This window comes from Pseudomonas sp. S2_A05, from assembly GCF_054668485.1.
The window spans coordinates 1,678,734-1,700,881 of the sequence record NZ_CP162775.1 but is presented as its reverse complement, the minus strand read 5'-3'; the positions used below and the strand labels follow the sequence as shown (position 1 = coordinate 1,700,881).

Here is a 22,148-nt window from a genome sequence, read left to right as displayed (position 1 = left end):
AAACGTCGAATGTACCGACGCTTTCGCGAGCAGGCTCGCTCCCACAAGGAAATCTCATTGCCTGAACTGTCCCGTTTTTTTGCAGGAGCAATCATGACCCGTCCAAAGAAAGCCGAACCCGCTGCGCACGCCGAGCCGTCGAGAATCCGTGAAGGCCTGCCCTTCCCGCTGGGTGCGACCTGGGATGGTCTGGGGGTGAACTTTGCTCTGTTTTCCGCCAACGCCACCAAGGTTGAGCTGTGCATTTTCGACGATGCCGGCGAAGTCGAACTCGAACGCATCGAGCTGCCGGAATACACCGATGAGATCTACCACGGCTACCTGCCGGATGCGCATCCTGGCTTGATCTACGGCTACCGCGTTTATGGTCCTTATGACCCGGCCAATGGTCACCGTTTCAACCACAACAAACTGCTGATCGACCCTTACGCCAAACAATTGGTCGGCGAGCTGAAATGGTCGGAGGCGCTGTTCGGCTACACCATCGGCCACCCCGACGCCGACCTCAGTTTCGACGAGCGTGACAGCGCGCCATTCGTGCCCAAGTGCAAGGTCATCGACCCGGCCCACACCTGGGGCAATGACCATCGCGTCAGCGTGCCGTGGGACAAGACCATCATTTACGAAACCCACGTGCGCGGCATCAGCATGCGTCATCCTTCGGTGCCGGAAAACCTGCGTGGCACTTTCGGCGGCTTGATGGTGGACGACGTGCTTGAGCACATTCGCAAACTCGGTGTTTCGTCTGTCGAACTGCTGCCGATCCATGCCTTCGTCAACGATCAGCATCTGCTGCAAAAGGGCATGACCAACTATTGGGGCTATAACAGCATCGCGTTCTTCGCCCCGGACCCGCGTTATCTGGCCAGCGGCAAGATTGCCGAATTCAAGGAAATGGTCGCGCACCTGCACGATGCCAATCTCGAAGTGATTCTCGACGTGGTCTACAACCACACCGCCGAAGGTAACGAGCAAGGTCCGACTCTGTCGATGCGCGGTATCGACAACGCCTCCTACTACCGCTTGATGCCCGACGACAAGCGCTACTACATCAACGACTCCGGCACCGGTAACACGCTGGACCTGAGTCACCCATGCGTGCTGCAAATGGTCACTGACTCCCTGCGCTACTGGGCCAGTGAGATGCACGTCGACGGTTTCCGTTTCGACCTGGCAACCATTCTTGGCCGTTACCACGATGGTTTCGACGAGCGCCACAGCTTCCTCGTCGCCTGCCGTCAGGACCCGGTGCTGCGTCAGGTGAAAATGATCGCCGAACCCTGGGACTGCGGCCCCGGCGGTTATCAGGTCGGCAACTTTCCGCCGGGCTGGGTTGAGTGGAACGACAAGTTCCGCGACACCGTGCGTGCGTTCTGGAAAGGTGACGACGCCCAGCTCGCCGATTTCGCCAGCCGCATGACCGCTTCCGGGGAGATGTTCAACCAGCGTGGGCGCCGGCCGTATTCGTCGGTGAACTTCATCACCGCCCACGACGGTTTCACTCTCAACGATCTGGTCTCGTACAACGACAAGCACAACGAAGCCAACGACGAGAACAACCAGGACGGCAGCAACAACAACCTGTCGTGGAACCACGGCGTCGAAGGCCCGACCGACGATCCGGAAATCAACGCTCTGCGCCACCGGCAGATGCGCAATTTCTTCGCCACTCTGCTGCTGGCCCAAGGTACGCCGATGATCGTCGCCGGTGACGAGTTCGCCCGCACCCAGGACGGTAACAACAATGCCTATTGCCAGGACAGCGAGATTGGCTGGGTCAACTGGGACCTGAGCGAGGACGGCAAGGCCCTGCTCAAGTTCGTGAAACGCCTGATCAAGCTGCGCCTGACTTATCCGATCCTGCGTCGCGGACGTTTTCTGGTCGGCGAGTACAACGAAGATATCGGCGTCAAGGACGTGACCTGGCTGGCACCGGACGCCACCGAAATGACCACCGAGCACTGGCACGATGCGCACAATCGCTGCCTGGGCATGCTGCTCGACGGTCGCGCGCAGGAAACCGGCATCCGTCGCAAAGGTGCCGACGCGACTCTGCTGCTGGTGGTCAACGCACACCATGACATCGTCAACTTCACCCTGCCGGAAGTACCGGATGGTGGCTTCTGGACGTGCATGATCGATACCAATCAGCCGTCGATTCGCGGCCAGGAACGCTTCGAATTCGGCCACGAGTATTCGGTGACCGGGCGTTCGTTGCTGTTGTTCGAACTGCAACGCGACGAAGAAGATTGATATGGACTTTCAACATTATCTGGCCCGCCGTCCGCCAGATTACGCCGACACCAATGCCCTCGGCCGTTGCCTGCGGGCAATGGTCGAGGCCGGCCTCGACCGCTTGCCGTTGCCCGGCAGCGGTCACACGCTGGAGCGCTTCCAGCGTCTATCGGAGGTGGGCGGACACGATCTTGGGCTGTGCAAACTCTATGAAGGCCACACGGATGCGCTGGCGATCATCGAGCAATTGGGCGGTACGCCAACCCCGGGCAGCACGTGGGGCATGTGGGCTGCCGAGCCGCCGCAGGCGCGGGTAAAAGTTACGCCGGCCGGGCATATGGTGACGCTGAACGGGCGCAAGGCCTGGTGTTCTGGCGCGGCGGTGCTCAGCCACGCCTTGCTCACTGCGTGGGACGCTGATGATCAGCAGCAATTGGTTGCAGTCGCACTCGATCAACCTGGCGTGACCATCACCGATCAAGGCTGGCAAGCGGTGGGCATGGCGGCCACCGGCAGCGTCGAAGTGCTGTTTGAAAACGCCGAAGCGCAGGCCATTGGCAACCCCGGTGATTACCTGCAACGGCCGGGGTTCTGGCAGGGCGGGATCGGTATCGCGGCTTGCTGGTACGGCGCTTCACGGCGGATTGCCGAAGGGCTGCGTCAGCATTGCGCGCAACGCGATGAACCGCACGCCCTCGCCCATCTCGGTGCGACTGACACAGCACTGCAAGCAGCGGCCGACGTGTTGCGCTTCAGCGCGTTGCAAATCGATGCGCAGCCTGAGGCTGACGCTGAACTGCTGGCCCGTCGCGCCCGCGCGGTGGTCGAACAGTCTGCCGAACAGGTCATGCGTGAAGTCGGGCGGGCGCTGGGTGCCGGGCCGTTTTGTCAGGATCGGCATTTTGCGCGACTGAGTGCCGACTTGCCGGTGTTTCTGCGCCAGAGTCACGCCGAGCGCGACCTTGCTGCGCTGGGCCAGCGGATTGCCGGTCAATCCTGCGAGGTCTGGGCGTTATGAAGGACAACCCGATCGTCGGCCAGGGCACTTCACTGCAGCAATGGCAGGGTTCGCGGCGTCTGGCCGAACTGCCCGCCATCGACGTTCTTGACCTGGTACCGCTGGGTTCGCGGGCGGTGATCATCGCGCCGCATCCGGATGACGAAGTGCTCGGTTGCGGCGGCATCATGCAGTTGCTGGCGGCAGCCGGACGGCCGTTGCAATTGATCTCGGTTACCGATGGCAGCGCCAGTCACCCCGGCTCGCAACGCTGGACGGTCGAACGCTTGAGCGTGGTGCGACCGCAGGAATCCGCCGAAGCTCTGCGCCGCCTCGGCTTGCCGATGCACAGCCTGAAATGGCTGCGCGGCGGGTTTACCGACACCCAAGTGGCGGCTCAGGAAACCGGGTTGAGCGAATTCATCGCCGGGTATCTGCATGCCAGTGACGTGGTTTTCACTACCCGGCGCCAGGATGGCCACAGCGATCATGAGGCCGTCGGCCGCGCCAGTGTCGAGGCGGCGCGACGCGTCGGTGCGACCTGCCATGAACTTCCGGTCTGGACCGCACTGGGCAACCCCGGAAGACGCCTCGGTGCCATGGGAACGCGCGCGCAAGATTCTTCTGTCACCCACGCACATCGCGCGCAAACGCCACGCGGCCCACGCGTTCGCCAGCCAGTTGGAAGGCGACCGCGACGTCGGGCTCGGGCCGGTGCTTGCGCCCTATGTGCTTGATCGTTTGCTGCAACCTTTTGAAGTGGTGTTCCTGTGAGCGTCGATGACCGCTATTTCGACGGCCTGTTCGCTGGCAACGACGATCCATGGGCGTTCCGCCAGCGCTGGTACGAGCAGCGCAAACGCGCGATCACCCTCGCCGCCCTGCCGCGTCCGCGCTACAGGTCGGTGTTCGAACCGGGTTGCGCCAACGGCGAACTGAGTGCAGAACTGGCTCCGCGCTGCGACCGCCTGTTGTGCTGCGACACGGCGAGCGCGGCAGTGAAGCTGGCGCGTATGCGCTTGAGCGTGTTCGAGCATGCCGAAGTCCGTCAGGGCCGCCTTCCGGATGACTGGCCGGAGGAAAAATTCGACCTGATCGTATTCAGCGAAATCGGCTACTACCTCGACGGAAAAGATCTGACAGAAATGATCCGCCGGATCAGTGAGTCATTGACGGCCGACGGACAATTGCTGGCCTGCCACTGGCGCCCGCCGATCGAGGGCTGCCCGTTGAATGCACGTCAGGTCCACGATCAGATCCACGATCAATTGGCTTTGCCGCGTCTGGTGCTGCATCAGGAAGCGGATTTCATTCTCGAACTGTGGAGCCGCGAGCCACGCTCGGTGGCGGCACTGGAGGGCTTGCGTTGATCGGTATCGTGATTCCTGCACACAACGAAGAAGCGCTGCTCGATGAATGCCTGCGCGCCGCCCTGCGGGCCAGCCAGCATGGGCAACTGGCCGGCGAGCCGGTGGAAATCCTGGTGGTGCTCGACAGTTGCAGCGACGCCTCGGCGCAGATTGTCAGCGCTTATCCGGTGCTGAGCCTGCAGATCGACGCACGCAACGTCGGCGAAGCCCGAGCCGCCGGTGCGCGACTGCTGCTCGAGCGCGGTGCCCGCTGGATCGCCTGCACCGACGCCGACAGCCGCGTCGCCGATGACTGGCTGGCGGCGCAACTGGGACTGGAGGCGGACGCAGTGTGCGGCACGGTGACCGTCGAGCACTGGCACGAATCGATCGATGAAGCGGCGCAGATTCGCTATCACCGCCATTATCAGGCCCGCGATGGCCATCGACACATTCACGGCGCCAACCTCGGTGTCAGCGCCGAGGCTTATCGCCTGGCCGGCGGTTTCAAACCGCTGACCTGTGACGAGGACGTGCAACTGGTGCGTGCGCTGGAGCGCAGCGGTGCGAATATCGCCTGGAGCCACCGTCCGCAAGTGCACACCAGCGCCCGTCTGGACAGTCGGGCCAAGGGCGGATTCGGTGACTTTCTGCGCAATCTGGCACAGCTGGAATAAAAAAATACGGATCAGATTGATCTGTGACGCGACGAATCGGCTGTCTTGAGCAATACTCTGCCTCGCAGTAATCCAAGGGTTGGAGCACTGCACCGTTGCTATTCATTTGCCTTCACGGGCCGCGATCAGCGTTGGCTGTTCACGACTGAGGGCGAGATACCACAAGGACGTCGCACTCATGAAATCGTCATTGCTCAACGAACACGGCCTGCCAGCACAGATTTGGAACAGCGCGCCGCAACTCGACAATATTCCCGTCATCAACACCCACAGCCTGGTTCCCGCCGGCGCCCGCGCCGTGGTCATCGCCCCGCATCCGGGCGACGAAGTGGTCACTTGCGGCGGTCTGCTGCAATTACTTTCCAGCCTTGGCCATCCACTGCAATTGCTCTCGATTACCGACGGCAGCGCCAGCCACCCCGGCTCGCGGCAATGGTCGGAACAACGCCTGAGCGTGTTCCGCCCGCAGGAAAGCGTCGAAGCCCTGCGCCGCCTCGGCCTGCCCATGCACAGCCTGAAGTGGGTGCGCGGCGGCTTTACCGACAACGCACTGAGTGATCAGCAAAGCCAGCTCGCCGAGTTCATCGGCCGTTACCTGCGACCGGGCGACGTGGTGTTCAGTACCTGGCGCAAGGATGGCCCGCCGGATCATGAAGTGGTTGGCCGGGCCAGTTTCGACGCGGCGCAAAAGGCCGGGGCGACCTACCACGATGTGCCGGTGTGGGCCTGGCACTGGCCGGAGCGCGAGCAGCAAATGATTCCCTGGGAACGCGCGCGCAAGCTGCGTCTCGACACCTGGACGGTAGCGCGCAAGAGCCACGCCACCCACGCTTACGCCAGCCAGCTCAAGGGCGAACCGGCCATCGGCATCGCCCCGCTGCTGCCCCCGGTGCTGCTGGAGCGGATGCGCTTGCCGTATGAAATCGTCTTCTTCTGAACGGCGGAAGCTCACAATACCTGTGGGAGCGAGCCTGCTCGCGAAAGCGGTGTGTCATGTGTCAGATGTATTGAACGTGATGAAGTCTTCGCGAGCAGGCTCGCTCCCACATTGGCCCAGCAGTGAATCATCGGAAGGAACTGCCACCCCCTCAAACCAGTCGCATGAACAGGCATGGCCCAAATCAGAGGAGTGAACGTGTCCAGCGATCCCAAGCGTCAAGTGGTCGACGCGCCAGTCATTCATCGCCTGCGGGTACTCACGGTCAACACCCACAAGGGCTTCACCGCGCTGAATCGGCGGTTCGTTCTCCCGGAGCTGCGCGAAGCGATGCGCAGTACCTCGGCCGATCTGGTGTTTCTGCAGGAAGTGGTGGGTGAACACGAACGCCATTCGAGTCGCTACAACGACTGGCCGCAGACCTCGCAATACGAATTCCTCGCCGACAGTATGTGGAGCGATTTTGCCTACGGCCGCAACGCCGTTTACCCCGACGGCCACCACGGCAACGCGCTGCTGTCGAAATACCCGATCCGCGAATACCGCAACCTTGACGTGTCGATCACCGGGCCTGAACGGCGCGGCCTGTTGCACTGCATTCTTGATGTGCCCGGGCATGCCGAGGTGCACGCGATCTGTGTGCATTTGAGTCTGCTGGAGAGCCATCGGCAATTGCAGTTGCAGCTGCTTTGCCAGTTGCTTGAATCACTGCCCGACGATGCGCCGGTGATCATTGCCGGTGATTTCAATGACTGGCAGTTGCAGGGCAACGCCGCCCTCGCCCGTCGCGACTATTTGCACGAAGCTTTTGAACGTCATCATGGGCGCCCGGCGAAAACCTATCCGGCGCGTTTTCCGCTGTTGCGCCTGGACCGGATTTACCTGCGCAATGCCAGCAGCCACGATCCAAGGATTCTCGGCAACAAGCCGTGGACGCATTTGTCGGATCATCTTCCCTTGGCGGTTGAGGTGCACCTCTAGCTGCATTTTTGACAGCCATCTAATGACAGGTCGTTCCGGCAATTACCGCTCGGAAGGACCTTTCGTCGGCGGCAAAAAACCGTCAAATGCACCCTTCGCAAGCGTTTTTCCATGCAAACAAGCACTTAGTTATGTGCAGAAAAACAAATGCTTGCGGTTGCTGATTTAAGCGCGCCATTCATCGTGCATTTTCTTGACGCGCAGGCGTCGCTCTTCTTATCTCTACCTTACTACCCCCGGAATCACTACTGGGGCTGACCTTCCGGCACTCGCGAAATCGAGCAGCCGCGGTTCGCCCCGCTCTATTCGGTCGCCCCTCGTTCGGGGTAGGAGAGACGCCAAACTCGAAATGACGCATGCGCTTGCAAGGTAGACCTCCATGAAAACTTCACTGACCCCACATGAATTGAAAATCACTTTTTGCACAGTGTCAGGTTCGCTGTTGCTGTGCTCGTCCATGGAGGCGCATGCGGAATTTTCGGCGGATGAACCCGCGTGGTATCGCGCCGATGTCCCTGTGATGACCTTGCCAGTGACCGTGATAACGCCCGGACCGCTGCCATTGAGTCAGCAGAGTTCGCGCCTGATCACCGAAGATCTTGCCCCGTCTGCCTGGGACGAGCTCTACGGCAAAAGCGCCCGGCAAGCACAGACCGACGCACTGTCTTCCGGTTATGCGATGGCCGGTGGCGAGTTCAAAGGTCCGGCCGTGGTCACGTTGAAAAGCGCTAACGGGACTACCCAGACCCTTGGCCTCATAGGTGGCGACAATCAGGTCCAGCTGAATGCCGATGGTGCGCTGACCCGACGCGCCCTCGCCGACCGCAACACTGACAGCCTCAACCTGCAAGGCCAGAGCCTTGGCGCCTATTACAGCCTGGTCGGCGCGCAGGGCTGGCACGTCGACCTGTCGGCCAGCGGCGGTCGGGTCAGCGGTTTCAGTCGGACCCCGCAAGGCAATCGGCAAGCCACCGAAGGCAACGCGATGACCTTTTCCGTTGAAGGCGGTTATCCGATCGGCTTGAGTGACAACTGGGTGGTCGAACCACAGGCGCAACTGATCAACCAGCGCATCAGCCTCGACGCGCCTTATGCAGGCTCGGGCGACGCCTCGTCGACCGACCTGACCGCGTGGAGTGGCCGTGTCGGTGCGCGATTGAAAGGCAGTTATGACTTGAACGGGTTGCCTGTTGAACCCTACGTGCGCACCAACCCTTGGCACACGGTGTACACCGGCAGCACGGTGACCCTCGATCAGGTCGACAAGATCAGCAGCAGCCGCAAGTCTTCAACAGTGGAATTGGGCTTGGGACTGGTGGCGCGGGTCACACCGGCGGTAAGCCTGTACATGAGCGCCGATTACAGCAGCGATGTGGATGACAATGACCTGAACGGGATCATCGGCAGCCTTGGAGTGCGGATGCGTTGGTGATCTGCTGATCAGTGAAAAACCCTGTGGGAGCTGGCTTGCCAGCGATGGCGGAGTGTCAGTCAACAAAGATGCTGACTGTGACGGCCTCATCGCGGGCAAGCCCGCTCCCACAGTTTTACTGTACCTGGATCAGCCCTGCGGCTTGAGAATCAACACCGCCAATGGTGGCAGGTTCAGTTCCAGCGACAACGACTGACCATGGCTTGGCACTTCTTCGGTCAACGCTCCGCCGCCATTGCCATAGTTGGAGCCGGCATAAATGTCGGCGTCACTGTTGAACAGCTCGGTCCAGCGCCCGGCAAACGGCACGCCGACCCGATACGCCTGGCGCGGTACCGGGGTGAAGTTGGCAACCACCAGCACTGGCGAGCCATCCTTGCTCCAGCGCAACCACGCGTAAACGCTGTTGATCGCATCGTCGCCAATCAACCACTGGAAGCCCTGCGGCGCATCGTCCTGGTCGTGCAGCGCCGGCTCTTCGCGATACAGCCGGTTGAGATCGCCAACCAGTTTCTGCACGCCCTTGTGCTCGGAATACTGCAGAAGGTACCAGTCCAGCTGCTGATCGTGGTTCCACTCGCGCCATTGGCCAAACTCGCAGCCCATAAACAACAGCTTTTTGCCCGGATGAGTCCACATGAAGCTCAGATAGGCGCGCAGGTTGGCAAACTTCTGCCAGCGATCGCCAGGCATCTTGTCGATCAACGAGTGCTTGCCGTGCACCACTTCGTCGTGGGAAATCGGCAGGATGAATCGTTCCGACCAAGCGTAGACCAGACCAAAGCTCAACTCGTTGTGGTGATGGGCGCGGTACACCGGATCCTGCTGGATGTAGTGCAGCGAATCGTGCATCCAGCCCATGTTCCATTTGTAGGCAAACCCGAGACCGCCCTGCTGGGTGCTCTGACTGACGCCCGGCCAAGCGGTGGATTCTTCGGCAATCACCAGCGCACCCGGCGCTTCCAGCTCAACCACGTCGTTCAAATGCCGCAGGAAGTCGATGGCCTCCAGGTTCTCCCGACCGCCGTGGCGATTCGGCACCCATTCGCCAGCCTTGCGCGAATAGTCGCGGTACAGCATCGAAGCCACCGCATCGACACGCAGGCCGTCGATATGGAAGTGTTTCAGCCAGTGCAACGCCGAGGCGAGCATGTAGCCGTGCACTTCAGTGCGGCCAAGGTTGTAGATCAGCGTGTCCCAATCCTGATGGAAGCCTTCCAGCGGGTTGCCGTACTCGTACAGCGCGGTGCCGTCGAACTGGGCCAGGCCGTGGGTATCGGTGGGGAAATGCGCCGGCACCCAATCAAGAATCACCCCGATGTCGGCCTGGTGACAGGCGTTGACGAACTCGGCGAACTGATCCGGCGTGCCATAACGCGCACTCGGCGCGAATTGCGAAAGCAACTGATAGCCCCAGGAACCGCCGAAGGGGTGCTCCATGATCGGCATCAGTTCGATGTGGGTGAATCCCAGCTCTTTGACATAAGGAATCAGGCGCTCGGCCAGTTCCGGCCAGGTGTACTGGCGCGCGACCTCGCCGAGATCATCCAGCTCGCACTGCCAGGAACCGGCGTGCAACTCGTAGATCGACAGAGGTTTGGAGCGCTGCTGGCGATCCTGACGGGAATTCATCCAGTCGTGATCCTGCCAGTCGATCTGCAGGGGCGAGGCAACTTTCGAAGCGGTGTCCGGCGGCAGGCTGGTGGCCAGTGCCATCGGGTCGGCCTTGAGCGGCAGAATGCCGTGGGCGCCGAGGATTTCGTACTTATACAACTCCCCCGCTTGCAGACGCGGGATGAACAGTTCCCAGACACCGGACGGATGACGCAGCCGCATTGGGTGGCGACGGCCGTCCCAGACGTTGAAATCGCCGACCACCGAGACACGGCGGGCATTCGGTGCCCACACGGCAAAGCGCACACCGTCCACGCCATCAACGGTCTTCAGCTGCGCACCGAGGCAGGCGCTGAGGTCGCGGTGGTTACCCTCGGCGAACAGATACAAATCCATCTCGCCGAGCAACTGGCCGAAGCTGTACGGGTCTTCGGCAACCTGCTCGCCACCGGCCCAACGTGTGCGCAACAGATACGGTCGCGCCTGGTCGAAATGGCCGACAAACAGCCCCGGCGTTTCGGTCATCTCCAGCGGGCCAAGCTCTTCGCCGCTGTCCTTGTCCAGCACTGCCACACTCAGCGCACCTGGCAAATAGGCGCGGATGAACTGCCCGCCGGCGCCATCGCCGTGCGGGCCGAGAATGGAAAACGGGTCCTGATGTTCAGCGCGCACCAAAGCATCGATGTCGCGCGCCGAGGGTAACAATGCTTCCTTTACCACACCCTGTTCCTTGTTCGAGAAACTCATGACTACTCTCCACCAAGATCGGAAAAGGGTTTAAGCCCTGTCAATAATCCATACAAGCCGTGCAATGGCACGGGCAGCCACGTTGGGCGGTTTTCTGCCTCGTAAGCCACTTCATAAGCGGCTTTTTCCAGGCCGAACAACGCCAGCGCGGCGTCGGCACCCTCGGGATCCTGCCAGGCATGCTCAAGACTAGCTGCTGCCTCGCGGTATGCCTGGACAAATGCCTCGCGTGCTTCGCGCAGATAACGCTCGGCGACCCGCTTGCGCGCCGCTTCGGCTTCGACGCTGTTATCAACGTTATGCACATTGATGGTCATCGCCGCTGCGTAATCGAACGAACGCAGTACGCCGCTGACATCCTTGTACGGGCTGTGCTTGCCGCGACGCTCGCTCAATGGCCGCGCCGGCTCGCCCTCGAAGTCGATCAGATAAGCATCGCCCTTGATTACCAGTACCTGCCCCAGGTGCAAATCGCCATGCACCCGAATGCGCAAGCCGCCGGTGGCTTTCTTCGCCAGATCCTGCACATGAGCAAGAATGGTTTTCTTCTCGTCGAGCAGACGCTTGACCAGTTTCTGATCCGACGCATTCAACTCGCCTTGATGCTGTTTGAGCAGTTTCAGGGCGTGTTCGACCTGGGCGGTGACATCCTTGCCTGTCGTGGCCATGTCCTTGCTCGACGACACTTGCGGCGCGAAGTCGGCATTGTCGGTTGGCGCAGCGAGCACCTGATGCATCTCGCCCAGACGCTGACCAAGCATGCCGGCGAAGTCTCTCAGCTCGCCGAGGGCGTTGTAATGCTGCTCCTGCTCGGACATGGCGTCGGCTAGTTCATCGCGCAGCGCCCGTTCGAGGTTGTTCTGCGTCCATTCCCATGCGTCGCCCTGATTGCTCAGATAGCCTTGGGCGATCATCAGCAAGTTGTCTTCGCCTTGCGCGTCGCGGCGAATCACCGAACCAAGCAGTGGAGAGATATTGGCAAACCCGGCCTCGGTCAGGTAAGCGCTCATCTCCAGTTCCGGGTGTACGCCAGAAGCGACTTTGCGTATCAGCTTAAGCACCAGACTGTTGCCGATTACCACTGAACTGTTCGATTGCTCGGCCGACAGGTAGCGCACATCCGACTCGGCGCCGAGGCCGAGTTTTTCCAGATGATCTGTCTGTTCGAAGCGGATTTCGCCTTCGATCGACTCCAGTACGGTGTTGTTCTGCATGCCTTGCAGAACGGCGCGGACGAAGGTTTCCAAGGTGAACGCATCGGTGATCAGGCCGACCTGACGCACACGGCGTACACGCGAAAGCGCCAATTGCTGCGGCAATGGCGGGCCGACATGGTCTTCGCCAATGAAGCCGAACGGCAGTTGATAACGATTGGTCTGGCCACCGCTGGTGACTTCGATTTCGCTGAGCAGCACCGGATGCTGGGCATCACCGAAACGCACGCCGTAAGCCAGATTGACCTTCTCGATCGCCGCATCCTTGCCGGCAAACCAGCGACGGTTCTGCAGCCAGCTCGGCAGGATGCTTTGCTCCAGCGTCGTCCGCGATGGCACTTCGAGCAGTTCTTCCATGCGTTTTTTCAGCACCAGCGTGGTGAAATCCGGCAGGCTCTGCGCCGGTTCGACGTGCCAGCTCGGCATCTGGTTTTCTGCCGCCAGTGCAAACCAATAGAAACCGTACGGCGCCAGGGTCAGGAGGAAATTCAACTGACCGATCGGCGGGAACGCGTTACCACCGAGCATTTCCACCGGCACCATGCCGACATACGCCGACAGGTCCAGCTCGACCGCTTGCGCACTGCGCGAGACGTTGGCCACGCACAGAATGATTTCGTGCTTGCCGTCGGCATCAGTGTATTCGCGGGTGTAAGCCAGCACGCGACGGTTGCTCGGCGAGAGCATTTTCAAGGTGCCACGGCCGAACGCCTTCGATTGCTTGCGCACTGCGAGCAGGCGCCGCGTCCAGTTCAACAGTGAGTGCGGATCGCCGGACTGGGTTTCGACGTTGACCGACTGATAGCCATACTGCGGGTCCATGATCGGCGGCAGTACCAGACTGGCCGGATCGGCGCGGGAGAAACCGCCGTTGCGGTCGATCGACCACTGCATCGGTGTACGCACGCCATCGCGATCGCCGAGGTAGATGTTGTCGCCCATACCGATTTCGTCGCCGTAGTACAGCGTCGGCGTGCCGGGCATCGACAGCAGCAGGCTGTTGAGCAGTTCGATGCGGCGACGGTCGCGTTCCATCAACGGTGCGAGACGACGGCGAATACCGAGGTTGATCCGCGCGCGACGGTCAGCCGCGTAGTAGTTCCACAGGTAATCGCGCTCGCGGTCGGTGACCATTTCCAGGGTCAGCTCATCGTGGTTGCGCAGGAAAATCGCCCACTGGCAATTCGCCGGAATTTCCGGGGTCTGCCGGAGAATGTCGGTGATCGGGAAGCGATCTTCCTGCGCCAGCGCCATGTATATGCGCGGCATCAGCGGGAAGTGGAAGGCCATGTGGCATTCGTCACCATTGACGCCAGCAGCGTCGGTGTCACCGAAATACAGCTGGGTGTCTTCCGGCCACTGATTGGCCTCGGCCAGCAGCATGCGATCGGGGTAGTTGGCGTCGATCTCGGCACGGATCTGCTTGAGGACGTCGTGGGTCTCGGGCAGGTTTTCGTTGTTGGTGCCGTCGCGCTCGATCAGGTACGGAATCGCGTCGAGGCGCAGGCCGTCGATGCCCATGTCGAGCCAGTAACGCATCACCGACAACACGGCTTTCATCACTTGCGGGTTGTCGAAGTTCAGATCCGGCTGGTGCGAGTAGAAGCGGTGCCAGAAGTATTGGCCAGCGACCGGATCCCAGGTCCAGTTGGACTTTTCGGTGTCGAGAAAGATGATTCGCGTGCCGTCGTATTTCTGATCGTCATCGGACCACACGTAGAAATCCCGCGCCGCTGAACCCGGCTTGGCTTTACGCGCACGCTGGAACCACGGGTGCTGGTCGGAGGTGTGGTTGATGACCAGCTCGGTGATCACCCGCAGCCCGCGCTTGTGCGCTTCGGCAATGAAGCGCTTGGCGTCGGCCATGGTCCCGTAGTCGCTGTGCACGCCACGGTATTCGGCGATGTCGTAACCGTCGTCGCGGCGTGGCGAGGGATAGAACGGCAATAGCCAGATGGTGTTGACGCCGAGGTCGGCAATGTAATCGAGTTTGGCGATAAGCCCGGGAAAGTCGCCGATCCCGTCATTGTTGGAGTCGAAAAACGATTTGACGTGAACCTGATAAATCACCGCATCCTTGTACCAGAGCGGGTCTTTGATGAAGGCGGCTGCCTTGGGTTTCTTCGCCATGTGGAACTCCTGAAAAATTCTCTGATACACCGAGGAGCTAGCATTGGTGAGCCCCTGTGGCGAGGGGATTTATCCCCGTTCGGCTGCGCAGCAGTCGCAAATTGTTAACGCGGTGCAGCTTGAAAACAGGGGCCGCTGCGCGCCCCAACGGGGATAAATCCCCTCGCCACGGAGGCGGTGCAAATGTTACGAAGCGGTAATCCGCCAAATCCCGAACGGCTGATACGCCGGATCGATGCGCATGAACTGATACTTGCCGTGCCAGTCCCAGCGATGGCCGTTCATCAAATCTTCGCCATGGGTGGTGGCATCGTCCGGCAGGCCCATTTCCCACAGCGGCAGTTCGAAATTCGCTTCCTGCACGTTATGCGGATCGAGGCTGACCGCGACCAGAATGAAATTGCTGCCATCGGCGCTGCGCTTGCCGAAGTACAGAATGTTGTCGTTCCAGGCGTTGTAGATCTTCAGGCCCAAATGGGTGTGCAGCGCCGGGTTCTGCCGGCGGATGCGGTTGAGCTGAGCGATCTCGGCAATGATGTTGCCCGGCGCGGTGAAGTCGCGGACGCGGATTTCGTATTTCTCCGAATCCAGGTATTCCTCTTTGCCCGGCACCGGTGCCGATTCGCATAACTCGAAGCCGGAATACATACCCCACAGGCCCGAGCCCATCGTTGCCAAGGCAGCGCGGATGAGGAAACCGGGACGCCCCGACTCATGCAAAAACGCCGGGTTGATGTCCGGGGTATTGACGAAGAAATTCGGCCGGTAGCATTCGCGCCACGGCGACTGATTGAGTTCGGTGAAATATTCCGCCAGCTCGGCCTTGGTATTGCGCCAGGTGAAATAGGTGTAGCTCTGCGAATAACCGACCTTGCCCAGACGCGCCATCATCGCCGGCGTGGTGAAGGCCTCGGCGAGGAAAATCACTTCCGGATACAGCGTGCGCACATCGGCGATCAACCATTGCCAGAACGGCAGCGGTTTGGTGTGCGGGTTGTCGACGCGGAAGATCTTCACACCTTCCTTGACCCAGCCGACAACGATGTCGCGCAACTCGACCCATAGACTCGGAATTGCATCCGGCGCATAGAAGTCGACGTTGACGATGTCCTGGTATTTCTTCGGCGGGTTTTCGGCGTATTTGATCGTGCCGTCCGGGCGCCAGTTGAACCAGCCCGGATGCTCTTTGAGCCACGGGTGGTCCTGGGAGCACTGGATGGCGAAGTCGAGAGCGATTTCCAGACCGTGATCGGCGGCGGCAGCCACCAGCCGGCGGAAATCTTCACGGGTGCCGAGCTGCGAGTGAATCGCCTCGTGGCCGCCCTCTTCGCTACCAATCGCATACGGGCTGCCGGGATCATCCGGGCCAGCAGTCAGGGAATTGTTGCGGCCCTTGCGGTGGGCGCGGCCGATCGGGTGAATCGGCGTGAAGTACAACACGTCGAAGCCCATGTCCTGAATCATCGGCAGACGCGAGTGCACGTCGTTGAAAGTGCCGTGACGCTGAGGATCGTCGGTGATCGAGCGCGGAAACAGCTCATACCAACTGGCGAACTCGGCGAGTTCGCGCTCGACGTCCATGGGGAATTCGGCGCTGATGCTGAGGTAGGCGCGGTGATCGGCCTGAGCCATCAGCTCTGCACTGCGCGAGTGCAGAAACAGCGCAACCTGCTCGGTTTCGAGCAGGCCGGACAATTCATGGTGCAGCGCGGCAAGCTGCTCGCTGAGCTGACCTTCGCTGCGTTCTGCGGCCTGTTGCACCATGGTCCGGCCTTCCTGCAGCTCCAGGGAAACCGGCACAGCAGCGTTGTGCTTCTTTTCCAGTTCGTACTGGAAGCTGGCGAAATGGTCGATCCACGCTTCGATGCAATACAGATAGCGGCCCTGCTCTTGCGGGCGGAACTGGCCTTGCCAGGTGTTGTTGCCCTGATCGGACATGACCTCGGTCTGCCAGGTTTCTCGGCCTTCTTCGCGCCAGCGGATGCGTACGGCGAGCTTGTCATGGCCGTCGGCAAACACTTTGCTGGTCACCACCACTTCGCGTCCGGCAACCGACTTGACGGCAAACTGGCCGCCGTCGAGGGTCGGCATGGTGTTTTCGATAACGATTCGAGGCAGCAGCAACGCCTGCGACAATGGCATGTGCGGGTTGTAACTCAGCTCTGAAGGTCTTTCAGCAGTCATTGAGCATCTCTCCTTAACGCCCCAAGGACGCTCTTGTGCCGGAACAGTATTCGCGACAAAGCGCCGGCCCTGTCATGAACTCACTTAGGTTCCGAGCAACCGGCGCGGGGAAAAGTTCAGATGAAATTAACAAGACAAACCGGCGGATCGAATTTGTCGTGGCCGGGTCAACTCACTTAAGCACGTCCCACGCCATGTGCCATACGGAGGTCATCAGATGAACATCCCGATCCCGGCGGAAACGCCTGATCCGAACATCGACAAACCCACCCTGCCGGATACCGAGCCGCCACCGGTGCCCGAGCAAGAGCCACCCGGCACCACGCCACCGCCGAAAGAAGAGCCACCGAGTACGATGCCGCCAGTGATCGTCTGACCCTGCCCCCCTGATCGTTCCCACGCTCCGCGTGGGAACGATCAGGCAATGATCATCAGCCGGCGGGAAGTCAGAGGTGGTCATTCTTGTCGACATCCTTTTCGAACACTCTCACCACGTAAGGCATCACGCTGAAAATCGCCAGTGCCAGAATGGTACTGAGCAATGCCGTCGCTTCCTTGCCCAGCCCCGCCGCCACGCCGATCGCCGCCGTCATCCATAAGCCCGCCGCCGTGGTCAGGCCTTTGACATGGGCCTCGTCGCCCTGCTGATTTTTCAGAATGGTGCCGGCGCCGAGAAAGCCGATCCCGGCAATCACACCCTGCAAGACCCGACTCATGGCATCGGATTCTGCGCCCGAGGTCTGCGGCACCAACACGAATAGCGCAGCGCCCAACGCCACCAGCATGTGCGTGCGCACGCCCGCTGCCTTGCCTTTATGCTCGCGCTCAAATCCGAGTATCCCGCCGAGAATCGCCGCCATCAGCAGGCGTACGGTGATCCGGGTCATTTGCGAGGCGTCGCCGATATCGGCAAATTCGGCTTGCATCGTGGCCCACACTTCATCCCACCAGTCTTCCATCGTGCTTCCCTTGTTATTGGCTTGATAAGCGATGGACAACAGCGACCATTAATCGGTTGCGCAGAACGAACTGCGCGCTGCGTTTCCTAACGTGCAGACCTCACTTGAAAGGACTGCCGCCATGACCGTTCGAATCGATGAATCCAACCCTGAGCAGAAAGTGTGTTTTTTCACCGTCGAGCATGGTGAGGAAATCCGTATCTGCGACACGTTGACAGTCGAGACCGATAGCGAAAAAGCCATGTCGTTCGTGGAAATCGAAGGCAAACGCGCCTACATCACCGAAGCAGAAGCCGATGTCTTGACCGTCGCCGGGGCCAAGGACGGGCGCAAACATCTGAAGGCCGATGACAGTGATTCGGTGGTTTGATTGATCTCGATCAACACCCGGCGCAGGCGCCTGCAATAGGCGTTTGCGCCGCGCCCACCCTGATGCTTCAAGTTGTCGCAGGGATTGCGCCAAACCTCATCTGATCCGCTTTTTATTGCCAGACCTGAGTCTGTTCTGCAAACAGATCGGCGCCCATAGTTCATCGGCCTGATGGAGGCTGATGAGCGAACGAGCATGAGCGAGCAAATCCCCGTCCGAACCGTAGAAGCATCGCCAACGATAAAAAGCGTACCCGCACGCCCTCTGAAAGCGACTGCCGGATCCACCGACAAGCAGATCCACACCCGCAGTTTCACCGGTCTGTTCCGCAACCTGCGTATAAGCGGTGCCGGGTTCCTGTTCTTGCTGTTCTTCGGCACCGTGTGGCTGAACTGGGGCGGTCGGCAGGCGGTGCTGTGGGATCTGGCGGAGAGCAAATTCCATATCTTTGGCGCGACGTTCTGGCCGCAGGATTTCATTCTGCTCTCGGCGCTGCTGATCATCGCTGCGTTCGGACTCTTCGCCATCACCGTGTTTGCCGGTCGCGTCTGGTGTGGTTACACCTGCCCGCAGAGTTCGTGGACGTGGATCTTCATGTGGTGCGAGAAGATCACCGAAGGCGAACGCAACCAACGGATCAAACTGCAAGCGGCGCCGTGGAGCCTGAACAAACTGGCGCGGCGCGCCGCCAAGCACACGTTGTGGCTGGCGATCAGCGTGATGACCGGCCTGACCTTCGTCGGCTACTTCACCCCGATCCGGCCGCTGGCTGAAGATTTGCTGACCCTGCAGATCGGTGGCGTCAGTCTGTTCTGGGTGCTGTTCTTCGCCGCCGCCACCTACATCAACGCCGGTTGGCTGCGTGAGGCAGTGTGCATGCACATGTGCCCGTATGCGCGGTTCCAGAGTGTGATGTTCGACAAGGACACGCTGACCATTGCCTACGACGCCGCCCGTGGCGAAAACCGTGGTCCGCGCAAGCGTGATGTGCGCCCGGTCGAAGCCGGCCTGGGTGATTGCATCGACTGCCAGTTGTGCGTGCAGGTCTGCCCGACCGGCATCGACATCCGCGATGGCTTGCAAATGGAATGCATCGGCTGCGCAGCGTGCATCGACGCCTGCGATTCGATCATGGACAAAATGCATTACCCGCGCGGCCTGATCCGCTACAGTTCCGAGCGCGAATTGCAGGGCGGCAAAACCCATCTGCTGCGTCCGCGTTTGATTGGCTATACGGCGGTGTTGTTGGTGATGATCGGAGCGTTGGCGCTGGCATTGATCGAGCGGCCGATGGTGTCGCTGGACGTGACCAAGGATCGCGGGTTGTTCCGCGAGAACGCTCAGGGGCAGATCGAGAATATTTATTCGCTGAAAGTGATCAACAAGACTCAGCAGCGACAGGAATACCGGTTGAGTCTGGTTGATGGCGACGGGTTTGAGTTGCAGGGCAAAACGGCCCTGAGCCTGGCGCCGGGAGAGATTGTCGATGTGCCGGTGTCGGTGGCGATGACCACCGAGCGCCCGGCGAGCAGTTCGCAGACATTGAGTTTCAGGATTGAAGACAGTGACGAGCCGCAGGTTTACAGCGTGGCGAAGAGCCGGTTTGTGGCGCCGATAAATCGTTGAGAATTTGGCATTGCTGCCCTCACCCCAGCCCTCTCCCGGAGGGAGAGGGAGCCGACCGAGGTGTCTGTCGCTATGCATCGACCTGAAAGACCGAGTCGATTATGGATTCGGCAAAGCACTGTCAGGCCGGCGTATTTCATCAGCATCCCCCAATCAGTCCCCTCTCCCGGAGGGGAGAGGGGAGCCAACCGAGGTGTCTGTCGCTATGCATCGACCTGAAAGACCGAGTCGATTATGGATTCGGCAAAGCACTGTCAGGCCGGCATATTTCATCAGCATCCCCCAATCAGCCCCTCTCCCTCTGGGAGAGGGCTAGGGTGAGGGCTCCTTCCCTGACACCCCACAAAATCAAGTCCACCAAGGCCCACCGATGAAACGCTACGAAAAATTCGCCGACGACATCGCTGAACTGATCCGCTCCGGCGTCCTCGGCCCCGGCCAGCGGGTGCCGTCGGTGCGCTACGCCAGCCAGACCTACGGCGTCAGCCCGTCCACGGTGTTCCAGGCCTATTACCTGCTCGAACGCCGCGGCCTGATCCGCGCCCGGCCGCGCTCCGGTTACTTCGTCAACGCCCATACGCCGAGCACATTCTCCGAGCCGGTAATCAGCAGCCAGGTCAACGAATCCACTGAAGTCGACGTCAGCGAGTTGGTGTTCTCGGTACTCGATTCGATCAAAGACCCCAACACCGTGCCATTCGGCTCGGCCTTCCCCAGCCCGACGCTGTTCCCGCTGCAACGCCTGTCGCGCTCCCTGGCCAGCGCCGCGCGGGAGATGGACCCGCGCATGGTCGTCACCGATATGTCGCCGGGCAATCCGCAACTGCGCCGACAGATTGCCCTGCGCTACATGGTCGGCGGGCTGATGTTGCCGATGGAAGAATTGCTCATCACCAACGGCGCGCTCGAAGCGTTGAACCTGTGCCTGCAAGCGGTGACCGAGCCCGGTGATCTGGTGGCCATCGAGGCCCCGGCGTTCTACGCCAGCCTGCAAGTGCTCGAACGCTTGAAGCTAAAAGCCGTGGAAATACCCGTGCATCCGCGTGACGGCATCGATCTCGGTGTGCTCGCGCAAACCCTCGAACGTCACCCGATCAAGGCCTGCTGGTGCATGACCAGTTTCCAGAATCCGATGGGCGCGACTGTGCCCGAGGCGAAGAAACAGGAACTGGTCGAACTGCTGCGTCAGCATCAGGTGCCGTTGATCGAAGACGACGTCTACGCCGAGCTTTATTACGGGCAACAGGCGCCAAAACCGGCCAAGGCTTTTGATACCGAAGGATTGGTCATGCATTGCGGCTCGTTCGCCAAAAGTCTCGCGCCCGGTTATCGCATCGGCTGGGTGGCGGCCGGGCGTTTTGCGCAGAAAATCGAACGGCTGAAGCTGATGACCTCGCTGTGCGCTTCGATGCCGGCGCAAGCGGCTATCGCCGATTATCTGCAACACGGCGGCTACGATCGGCATCTGCGCAAACTGCGTTATGCCCTGGAAGAACAACAGAGCGCGATGCTCGCGGCGATTGCCCGCTACTTTCCGGCGCAGACCCGGGTCAGCCAACCGGCGGGCGGCTACTTTCTGTGGCTGGAATTGCCGGAGCAGATGGATTCGCTGAAGCTGTTTCAGATGGCACTGGCACAAGGCATCAGCATCGCGCCGGGGCCGATATTCTCGCCGACCCAGCGCTTCAGGAATTGCATTCGGTTGAATTACGGCAGCCCCTGGACCGAGGAATCGGAAAAGGCCATGGAGACGTTGGGGCGGATTGTGCGGTCGTTCTGAGGGATAGATGTTGTCTGGACTGGCCCCTTCGCGAGCAGGCTCGCTCCCACATGGGGTCTGTATTCACAAATCCACTGTGGGAGCGAGCCTGCTCGCGAAGAGGCCGGTTTTAACACTGCAAACCCACCGGTTTACCGCCCACCCCCCAAATCAACAAACGTCCCGGTCGCATACGATGCCTTGTCCGACAGCAGCCAGACAATCGCCTCCGCCACTTCATCCGGCCGCCCGCCCCGGGCCATGGGAATCGCCGATTCGAGCTTGCTGACCCGATCCGGGTCGCCGCTCAGCGCATGGAAGTCGGTATAGATGTAGCCCGGACGCACGGCATTGACGCGAATGCCCTCACCCGCGACTTCTTTCGACAGACCGATAGTGAAGGTGTCGAGCGCACCCTTGGATGCGGCGTAATCAACGTACTCGTTCGGCGAACCGAGGCGTGCCGCGACCGAGGAGACGTTGACGATGCTGCCCCCCTGCCCGCCGTGTTTGGGCGACATGCGCAGGATCGCGTGCTTGGCGCAGAGGATCGGCGCCAGCACGTTGGTTTTCATGATTTTGAGGATGCGGAATTCGGACATCTCATCGACCCGCGATTTCTGTCCGACGGTGCCGGCGTTGTTGACCAGCGCGGTAACCCGACCCAGTTCGGCGTCGACGCGCTGAAACATCGCGATCACTTCGTCTTCGATGCTGACATCGGCGCGAACCGCGATGGCCTGCGCGCCCAAGGCTCGAACCTGTTCGAGTACGCTGTGTGCGGCCTGCTCATCCGACTGATAGTTGATGCAGATCCGGTAGCCCTGTTCGGCTGCCAGCAATGCCGTAGCCGCGCCGATTCCGCGCCCGCCCCCGGTGATGACAATGACTTTATCCATGCTGGCCTTCCCCCACGTGCACACGTAACAGTCGGGGC

General features: G+C 60.7%; 16 protein-coding genes and 1 pseudogene. 12 read left to right on the top strand and 5 right to left on the bottom strand.

Features of this window, described 5'->3' with window-relative positions; all coding sequences use genetic code 11:
* The first annotated feature begins 93 nt into the window (after window positions 1-93).
* The 8 genes and pseudogenes from glgX (at window position 94) to AB4O12_RS07875 (ending at window position 8,608) form a co-directional block, all read left to right on the top strand.
* The gene (glgX, locus tag AB4O12_RS07910; protein WP_041480983.1) at window positions 94-2,253 is read left to right on the top strand and encodes a glycogen debranching protein GlgX; all 2,160 of its coding nucleotides are present in this window, start codon (window positions 94-96) and stop codon (window positions 2,251-2,253) included.
* A 1-nt stretch (window position 2,254) separates the two neighbouring features.
* Window positions 2,255-3,253 carry an acyl-CoA dehydrogenase family protein gene (locus AB4O12_RS07905; protein ID WP_041480984.1) on the top strand — a complete coding sequence of 333 codons (999 nt, stop codon included), beginning with the start codon at window positions 2,255-2,257 and terminating at the stop codon, window positions 3,251-3,253.
* Window positions 3,250-4,006: pseudogene (locus AB4O12_RS07900) on the top strand (PIG-L deacetylase family protein). The gene AB4O12_RS07905 and the pseudogene AB4O12_RS07900 overlap by 4 nt, the downstream one beginning before the upstream one ends.
* Complete coding sequence (locus AB4O12_RS07895; protein WP_252885987.1) at window positions 4,003-4,602, top strand: SAM-dependent methyltransferase; 600 nt, start codon at window positions 4,003-4,005, stop codon at window positions 4,600-4,602. The pseudogene AB4O12_RS07900 and the gene AB4O12_RS07895 overlap by 4 nt, the downstream one beginning before the upstream one ends.
* Window positions 4,599-5,258, top strand: coding sequence for a glycosyltransferase family 2 protein (locus tag AB4O12_RS07890; RefSeq protein ID WP_095179947.1), 660 nt, complete (start codon window positions 4,599-4,601; stop codon window positions 5,256-5,258). The genes AB4O12_RS07895 and AB4O12_RS07890 overlap by 4 nt, the downstream gene beginning before the upstream one ends.
* Before the next feature lie 178 nt (window positions 5,259-5,436).
* Window positions 5,437-6,195, top strand: a complete 759-nt coding sequence (locus AB4O12_RS07885; RefSeq protein WP_095179945.1) for a PIG-L deacetylase family protein — start codon at window positions 5,437-5,439, stop codon at window positions 6,193-6,195.
* A 198-nt stretch (window positions 6,196-6,393) separates the two neighbouring features.
* Window positions 6,394-7,176, top strand: a complete 783-nt coding sequence (locus AB4O12_RS07880) for an endonuclease/exonuclease/phosphatase family protein (RefSeq protein ID WP_056786852.1) — start codon at window positions 6,394-6,396, stop codon at window positions 7,174-7,176.
* Between the two features lie 379 nt (window positions 7,177-7,555).
* Window positions 7,556-8,608: an autotransporter outer membrane beta-barrel domain-containing protein gene (locus AB4O12_RS07875; protein WP_460061214.1), complete on the top strand. Its 1,053-nt coding sequence runs from the start codon at window positions 7,556-7,558 to the stop codon at window positions 8,606-8,608.
* A gap of 129 nt (window positions 8,609-8,737) precedes the next feature.
* On the opposite strand, the gene glgB is transcribed toward AB4O12_RS07875, so the two are convergent.
* The 3 genes from glgB to AB4O12_RS07860 form a co-directional block, all read right to left on the bottom strand.
* Complete coding sequence (glgB, locus tag AB4O12_RS07870; protein ID WP_041480990.1) at window positions 8,738-10,969, bottom strand: 1,4-alpha-glucan branching protein GlgB; 2,232 nt, start codon at window positions 10,967-10,969, stop codon at window positions 8,738-8,740.
* A 2-nt stretch (window positions 10,970-10,971) separates the two neighbouring features.
* A complete protein-coding gene (gene treS / locus AB4O12_RS07865) occupies window positions 10,972-14,313 on the bottom strand; it encodes a maltose alpha-D-glucosyltransferase (RefSeq protein ID WP_460061212.1) in 3,342 nt (1,113 codons plus the stop codon).
* Between the two features lie 186 nt (window positions 14,314-14,499).
* Window positions 14,500-16,497, bottom strand: a complete 1,998-nt coding sequence (locus AB4O12_RS07860) for an alpha-1,4-glucan--maltose-1-phosphate maltosyltransferase (protein ID WP_460061209.1) — start codon at window positions 16,495-16,497, stop codon at window positions 14,500-14,502.
* A 217-nt stretch (window positions 16,498-16,714) separates the two neighbouring features.
* Between AB4O12_RS07860 and AB4O12_RS07855 the strand changes: the two genes are divergently transcribed.
* Entirely contained in the window at window positions 16,715-16,873 is a 159-nt protein-coding gene (locus AB4O12_RS07855) for a hypothetical protein (protein ID WP_162999838.1), read from the top strand.
* Window positions 16,874-16,943: 70 nt separating this feature from the next.
* On the opposite strand, the gene AB4O12_RS07850 is transcribed toward AB4O12_RS07855, so the two are convergent.
* On the bottom strand, window positions 16,944-17,456 hold the full coding sequence (locus AB4O12_RS07850; protein WP_056785798.1) for an MgtC/SapB family protein: 513 nt from the start codon (window positions 17,454-17,456) through the stop codon (window positions 16,944-16,946).
* A 121-nt stretch (window positions 17,457-17,577) separates the two neighbouring features.
* Here AB4O12_RS07850 and AB4O12_RS07845 point away from each other — a divergent pair, with 121 nt between their 5' ends.
* From AB4O12_RS07845 to mapR, 3 genes are all read left to right on the top strand, one after another.
* A complete protein-coding gene (locus AB4O12_RS07845; protein ID WP_056785796.1) occupies window positions 17,578-17,826 on the top strand; it encodes a DUF3203 family protein in 249 nt (82 codons plus the stop codon).
* A 195-nt stretch (window positions 17,827-18,021) separates the two neighbouring features.
* Window positions 18,022-19,452: a cytochrome c oxidase accessory protein CcoG gene (ccoG, locus tag AB4O12_RS07840; RefSeq protein WP_252878124.1), complete on the top strand. Its 1,431-nt coding sequence runs from the start codon at window positions 18,022-18,024 to the stop codon at window positions 19,450-19,452.
* A 370-nt stretch (window positions 19,453-19,822) separates the two neighbouring features.
* A complete protein-coding gene (gene mapR, locus AB4O12_RS07835) occupies window positions 19,823-21,232 on the top strand; it encodes a GntR family transcriptional regulator MpaR (RefSeq protein WP_041480995.1) in 1,410 nt (469 codons plus the stop codon).
* 131 nt (window positions 21,233-21,363) lie between these two features.
* Here mapR and AB4O12_RS07830 read toward each other — a convergent pair whose 3' ends face one another.
* A complete protein-coding gene (locus AB4O12_RS07830) occupies window positions 21,364-22,110 on the bottom strand; it encodes an SDR family oxidoreductase (RefSeq protein ID WP_024012870.1) in 747 nt (248 codons plus the stop codon).
* Window positions 22,111-22,148 lie beyond the last annotated feature (38 nt).